Here is a 5,872-nt window from a genome sequence, read left to right as displayed (position 1 = left end):
GCTGAATCATTCAATGCTAAAATCAAACTCTTTAGAGCGAATCTCAGGGGAGTTGTTGACAAGAAGTTTTTCTTATTCCGCATTGCGAACTTATATGCATATCCCCACTAAAAAGCTACTGACCCCAGACAATCGCTTTATAATGTGCCCGATAGCTATGATTATCATTATGATACCTATTTTATAATGCCACAGTCCAAGTGGAGAGTTTGCTCCGCTTACTCCAAGTAATACGATACCTGTAACGGACAGCAATAAAAATATGATAGACAGAACTGCTGTAACCTTGCTTTTCCTGTCTATTCCGTTTTTTATGATTCCCTTATACCACCCCCAGTGTGTTGTCACATGGAATATGATGGCAACAAGGAACAATACACTGCTCACGACATGAACCACTGCCCAGTTATGCCATACTTCGTGGCTGTTCCCATGTCCGGCTATGTGCAGACCAATTCCTGAAATGGCAGACACGATGAATACAACGATTAAAATCCAGTCGATTACAAAAACTTTTTTCATACATTTCCAAATTTAATGGTGCAAAGGTCACTACTTTATCGGAAACGGACGATAACAATTGTAAAGAAATGGAGCTTAGCGACGGTTTCTGATGCGGGAGAGCGAAACGGGAGTAATGCCAAGATAGGAAGCTATGTAATGTTGCGGCACTCGTTGGATGATATTTGGATATTCCTTCAACAGTTCTTCGTATCTCTGCTGTGGCGTATTCTTAATACGGGACAGAAACAGGTGCTGATAGAAGCTGAACCGCTCGATAATTTTCTCTTCATATAGCAGTCTCAATGAAGGATTGCTTTCTATCTTCTTGTAGAAATCTTCTTTCTTTATGGACAGGACTTCAGACGGCTCGATGCTTTCCAGCGAGAACAGGCTCGGTGTACCTTTGTACAGGCTGTCAAATGAAGCCACGAAATCCCCCTCAAAGAAAAACTGGAAGGTTATATCCTTTCCTTCGTTGTAGAAAAACAGTCTTAAGCATCCTTTACGGATAAGGTATATCTTATCCGCAACCTTACCTTCCTCCAATAGTATCGTTTTAGATGGAATGGATAAGGCCTCAAGTTCTTTTACGTTAAAAAGCGTATTGCCAAACTGCTCATTGCCCATATGTAAAACTATGAAAGGATTATAAAATTCTGTTCTGGACAATAAGACTGTAATTTGACTTAATATCCAGAACAGAACCTGATTATTTATTCAAAGAAGACTGCAGGGTAACGTACAATTCCCTTAATGCTTTTCAATGCATCAGGTATCAGTTCGATAACCTGACAATATTCAGAAGGCACATCAAACGGAAACGTGATACCATAGTCTGCTGCTTTGCGGTAACCGAAACGTGGATAATAGTCTTTATGACCAAGCAGGACAGCTGTTCCATAACCAAGAGCGGCAGCCCTTTTATGAGCTTCTTTAAGTAACATTCCTCCTATGCCTCTGTTCTGGTATTCAGGAAGAACAGCAAGTGGAGCTGCAGCCAAAGATGTATGGACTTCACTTTCTGAAACGATTTCCACTTTTGTCAGTAGAATATATCCTACTATTTCTCCTTGATCTGTTTTCGCAACTAACGACAGTTCCGGAATATATGTATCGGACTTATGCAGTTTGTCCACTAAATGATGTTCCTGATGGTCACTTTCCTGCATATCTGCAAAAGCTGCTTCTATCAAGTTGCAGATAACTGGCAATTCTGAATTTTCTTCTTGACTTATTCTGATATTCATTGTTGGATTATTTTTCGTTTTCATCGTTAGGTTGTTTCTGTACGCTGATGGGGTCACTTTCAAGATACGCGTTACATACCTGCAGAAATATGAGACGGACGCAAAATTCATCCTCTCTGAAATCTCTTTTAATGTCAGGGTCTTATCGGACAGTAGCCGGGTGATTTCTGTAATGGTAAATCGGTCTATCCAGAAATTGGCATGGAAGCCGCTTGCTTTTTTGCTCACCTCGGTAAGGTATTTTGGGGTAATACATAGTTGTGAAGCGTAAAATGACACTTCCCTATGGGTCTGGTACAGCCCGGACCGTAACAGTTCGACAAAACGGTTCATGATGTCGGCGCTCTGTTTCGATATAGAGGAGTATCCGTACAGCTGGGCATGAAAATCGTAAAGGTCCAGAATAAAGGCTTTCGTATAGCATCCTATCCATTCACTGTAAAAATGGTGGGCATCACATTCCAGCCGTTTCCCGATCAACGATACATCTTCGATGAATGTCCGCTGCCCGGCTTCGTTTAACGGCATAACCGGATTCTGGAGCAAGGTCAGCTTGCCGTTCACATCATAGTCGTTTCTCGGTATGTTCTTATACAGGAAAGGATAAGCGATATAAACCACTGTCGCACGAAAATCATCCGTGGTTTGTATATCTGTTATCAGTTCGTTGTGGACAAATATGATACAGTCTCCGGCAGTCATCCGAAAAGACTTTCCGGCCAGGCAGAATGTCATTTCACCCGCATGGCAAAGGGCATGCGTGCAATATTGGGACATGTACCTTGAGCTTAGCGCGGCAAAATCGTCGGCAAAAATAATCTCGTCATTCATGAAATTCCGATTTCTGTAACTTGTCATGTCTGCAAAGATACCGATAATTTGATATTATACAAAGCTTCCGTATGACGGATGCCATGTGAAGAACCGAAAAAAGTGAAACAAACACCGAAATATGTTTGGCCATAAATCCCGTTGCGTATCGTAAATTTGCAAAGGAAAATCATTAAAACAAAGGCGTATGCAGACAATCAAGTTAAACAATGGCATTGAAATGCCTCAGATGGGTTACGGGGTTTTTCAGATTACCCCTGAAGAATGTGAAAGGTGTGTAAGTGATGCCTTGAGTGTGGGTTACCGGATGATTGACACCGCCCAGGCATACTGGAACGAGGAAGGTGTGGGACGTGCCTGGAAGAAAAGCGGCATCCGGCGTGAGGACATATTCCTGGTAACGAAGGTATGGATTTCCAATTACGGGGAAGGGCAAACACTGAAAAGCATCGAGGAGAGTTTGCGCAAACTGCAAACCGACTACATCGATCTGATGCTGCTTCACCAGCCTTTCTGTGACCGTTACGGCGCTTACCGCGATCTGGAGAAAGCCTATAAATCGGGCAAGCTGCGCGCTATCGGCGTAAGTAATTTCTATCCCGACCATCTGGTTGACCTTGTTGCCAACATGGAAATAGTACCGATGGTGAATCAGGTGGAAACCCATGTTTTCAATCAGCAACTGGAGGCAAAGAAATACATGGAGGAAACAGGTACACGCATCATGTCGTGGGGACCTCTGGTTGAAGGGAAAAACAACTTTTTCCACAATTCCACACTCGCCAGAATCGGTGAAAAATATAATAAATCGGTGGCTCAGGTAGCCTTACGGTGGCTGATACAAAGCGGGGGCATCATCATTCCGAAAAGCACCCGAAAGGAACGTATGGCCGAGTACCTGAATATTTTCGACTTTGCACTGGATGCGGATGACATGGCGGCCATAGCCCTGCTGGACGAGAAACATAGCTTCTTCATCGACCATCATGACGGGCAGATGGCCAAACAGTTCATGGAGTGGAGAAGTCTGGTTGAACCTGCCAAGTAAGTTTCTAATGCCGGACAATATGTGTAAATGGGAAAGAACAGAGTCTGTTCTGTGCCTTCACCATTTACACAAAATATGCAATGACCCCCGACCTTTTATCTTACAATTTGAATCCTCTGCTTTTCTTTTCTTCCGGTTGTGGCAGGCTTGTTTCATATCTAAGCCTGCCACAACCGGAAGAAAAGAAAAGCCGTGGCATAAAATTATAAATATATAGTGCAAGTTATCAGATCGTTTCGCTACCTTTGTAACTGGATTGAGACAACTCCATCCAATATGATATTTAAGATTTAAAAGAAGCGTTATGCTTATCTTGTAATTGGAAACCTGAGAAATTTTCAAATGAGCAAGGATAGCATAGTGGTTCTCACGCATATAGCGTGGGCTGCTATTGTTGTATCTGCTCATAAGGTTTCTCAGGACCTCCAATTAAGGTATGGCATTGCAGTTCCACGCTTCGTGATATTATAAAGTCCTTGTGGCAGCTGGAGGTGTATAATTAAAACAGTTAGTTGATATGAAACAGAATATATGCGTGGTAATATTTTTATTGCTTTCAACCATATGTAAAGCCCAAACATTCATATACCCCCAAAACGATTCTATCCTGACAGAATATAATGATGGAAAATTTTGGGCTTATTTAAACAAAAATGATTTTGTTGTAGGTCTTTCATGCTTTGAGGAAAAAGATGATTATGGAAAATACTATCACTTGGATATTTTTATCAAGAATTTAAGTGAAACCCCAATTGTATTCCAACCTGATAGCGTACACTCTAATCTACTAACAAAAAAAGATGATACTTTAAAACTTGAAGTATATACAAATGAAGAATATCAAAAAAAAATAAAACGCTCACAAGCATGGGCTATGGCATTATATGAAATCTCTGCCGGCATTAATGCAGGAACAGCAGGATATTCAACATCCTATTCTACGTCTTATTCTTCTAATGGTTATGCTTACACTACCATAACCAATCATTATGACGCTAATGCAGCATACCAAGCAAATGTCGCATCTACCAATCAAATGCTTACATTAGGACAAATGATGGATAATGACCGAACTATACGTGAACAAGGATATTTAAAAACCACAACTATTTATCCCGATGAAGCTATTATTGGCTATATGAATATTAAAAGGAAAAAAGGTAAGATTTTGATTGTAAACATTCCCATCGGAGATTATATTTATACTTTCAAATGGGATGTAAATAGGAAGAAATAAATACAGTAATAGCTATACTATTACCCTTAATTTTAATCACTTAAATGATTTACCTATGAAGAAACTTACGATTATTTTTTATTTATTTTTAATTCCATTATGTGTTTTTGCACAAAATGAAAGTTCCATTTCACATACCAAAACAGTTAATGATTCTACTTTGATTAAAATACATGCTATTGTAGAAGATATAGATTTTCGTATGCATGGACTTGATAGATACAAACTATATCCAACAGAAAATATATATAATTTTCTGCAATTAGATACAATGACAGGGAAAATAGAAATTGTACAATGGTCTTTGGATGATGATAAAGAAGGTTCTGCAACCCTTAATAACGAAGACCTATCTCTTGGTACAGGCTGTGGAACATTTGAATTATATCCAACAAAAAATATATATCAATTTCTTTTGTTAGATAAAGTAACAGGAAGAAGATGGCATGTTCAATGGGGATTTGAATCAAGTAAAAGATGGATAAAAAGAATCTATTAAATCAGTAATATGCATATTGCCATCACCGTTATCTTTTTTGCAGTGGTAATCTTTATTAAATTGAAGATGCCAATGTGGAAAGGCAAGTATTCTGAAAAACTTGTGAATAACAAGATTCAAGAGTTACCAGAAGAGTATGTTGTTTTTAATGATTTACTATTCGAAAGTAACGGATATTCAACACAAATTGACCATATTGTAGTTTCACCTTATGGTGTCTTTGTAATTGAAACAAAGGGATATAAAGGTTGGATTTTGGGCAGAGAGAACGGTGAATACTGGACGCAAACCATCTATAAAAGTAAACATCAATTTTACAATCCGATAAAACAAAACGCTGGACATGTAAGATTTTTGCATCATTTGCTCAAATGTTCAACGTAAGCATTGTATATTAATTAAACGTTGTACTTTTGTATAAAGTTTCAACATCAAAGTGTGGAATAAGACCGACGTAAGCTTAGTCATTTAGATTGTTTCGAATGTTCAGCCCCCACACTTTTACA

The 5,872-nt window shown here is 39.2% G+C and carries 7 protein-coding genes and 1 pseudogene; 5 read left to right on the top strand and 3 right to left on the bottom strand.

What is annotated here, in order from left to right; all coding sequences use genetic code 11:
• Positions 1–111, top strand: a pseudogene (locus H3001_RS19925) (ISAon1 family transposase); the annotation flags it as partial.
• On the opposite strand, the gene H3001_RS18475 reads toward H3001_RS19925, so the two are convergent.
• The 3 genes from H3001_RS18475 to H3001_RS19565 all read right to left on the bottom strand — a co-directional run bounded on the left by H3001_RS18475 (position 91) and on the right by H3001_RS19565 (position 2,582).
• Positions 91–522: a DUF4405 domain-containing protein gene (locus tag H3001_RS18475; protein ID WP_181215716.1), complete on the bottom strand. Its 432-nt coding sequence runs from the start codon at positions 520–522 to the stop codon at positions 91–93. The pseudogene H3001_RS19925 and the gene H3001_RS18475 overlap by 21 nt on opposite strands.
• Before the next feature lie 75 nt (positions 523–597).
• Entirely contained in the window at positions 598–1,131 is a 534-nt protein-coding gene (locus H3001_RS18470) for a Crp/Fnr family transcriptional regulator (RefSeq protein WP_181215715.1), read from the bottom strand.
• 86 nt (positions 1,132–1,217) lie between these two features.
• Entirely contained in the window at positions 1,218–2,582 is a 1,365-nt protein-coding gene (locus tag H3001_RS19565; protein WP_246368702.1) for a GNAT family N-acetyltransferase, read from the bottom strand.
• Positions 2,583–2,769: 187 nt separating this feature from the next.
• Here H3001_RS19565 and H3001_RS18455 point away from each other — a divergent pair, with 187 nt between their 5' ends.
• From H3001_RS18455 to H3001_RS18440, 4 genes are all read left to right on the top strand, one after another.
• Positions 2,770–3,630 (top strand): aldo/keto reductase, encoded by an 861-nt coding sequence (locus H3001_RS18455; RefSeq protein WP_181215714.1) that lies wholly within the window; start codon positions 2,770–2,772, stop codon positions 3,628–3,630.
• A 517-nt stretch (positions 3,631–4,147) separates the two neighbouring features.
• Positions 4,148–4,867: a hypothetical protein gene (locus tag H3001_RS18450; protein WP_181215713.1), complete on the top strand. Its 720-nt coding sequence runs from the start codon at positions 4,148–4,150 to the stop codon at positions 4,865–4,867.
• A 55-nt stretch (positions 4,868–4,922) separates the two neighbouring features.
• Positions 4,923–5,366, top strand: coding sequence for a hypothetical protein (locus H3001_RS18445; RefSeq protein WP_004291348.1), 444 nt, complete (start codon positions 4,923–4,925; stop codon positions 5,364–5,366).
• A 72-nt stretch (positions 5,367–5,438) separates the two neighbouring features.
• Positions 5,439–5,750 carry a nuclease-related domain-containing protein gene (locus H3001_RS18440; RefSeq protein ID WP_246368701.1) on the top strand — a complete coding sequence of 104 codons (312 nt, stop codon included), beginning with the start codon at positions 5,439–5,441 and terminating at the stop codon, positions 5,748–5,750.
• Positions 5,751–5,872 lie beyond the last annotated feature (122 nt).

The organism is Phocaeicola faecicola, assembly GCF_013618865.1.
Lineage (GTDB): Bacteria > Bacteroidota > Bacteroidia > Bacteroidales > Bacteroidaceae > Phocaeicola > Phocaeicola faecicola.
This window is presented reverse-complemented; position numbering and strand designations above follow the sequence as displayed.